Below are 361 nucleotides of genomic sequence, written 5' to 3'. Positions count from 1 at the left end.
TAATAAGAAAGAAATAAAGTTTTTCACATGCTCTTAGTATTAAGACCGCCCCGATTTCAGAAAGCTTATTCAAGCAGCGGCTCAATCGTTGCGCTGTAGTCTATTCGAAGAAGTTTATTCGAACGTGCTCCACCCCGCGACGATTAAAAAATAATAACTAAAGTAATAAATATGGAGGAGGAAGAGGGATTCGAACCCCCGCGCGGTATGACCCGCCTGTCGGTTTTCAAGACCGATCCCTTCAGCCAAACTTGGGTATTCCTCCGAATAAGTGGAGTCTAGGGGGATCGAACCCCTGACCTCCTGCGTGCAAAGCAGGCGCTCTCCCAGCTGAGCTAAGACCCCGTATTGTTATAAAGAG

At 46.8% G+C, this 361-nt stretch carries 2 tRNA genes; both read right to left on the bottom strand.

Going from position 1 to position 361, the window contains the following annotated elements:
- Positions 1–172: 172 nt before the first annotated feature.
- Positions 173–265, bottom strand: a tRNA-Ser gene (locus tag ACJ004_RS30170).
- A 7-nt stretch (positions 266–272) separates the two neighbouring features.
- A tRNA-Ala gene (locus tag ACJ004_RS30165) sits at positions 273–345 on the bottom strand.
- Positions 346–361 lie beyond the last annotated feature (16 nt).

Origin of the sequence: Neobacillus sp. 204 (assembly GCF_046562815.1) — a bacterium.
GTDB lineage: Bacteria > Bacillota > Bacilli > Bacillales > Cytobacillaceae > Neobacillus.
This window is presented reverse-complemented; position numbering and strand designations above follow the sequence as displayed.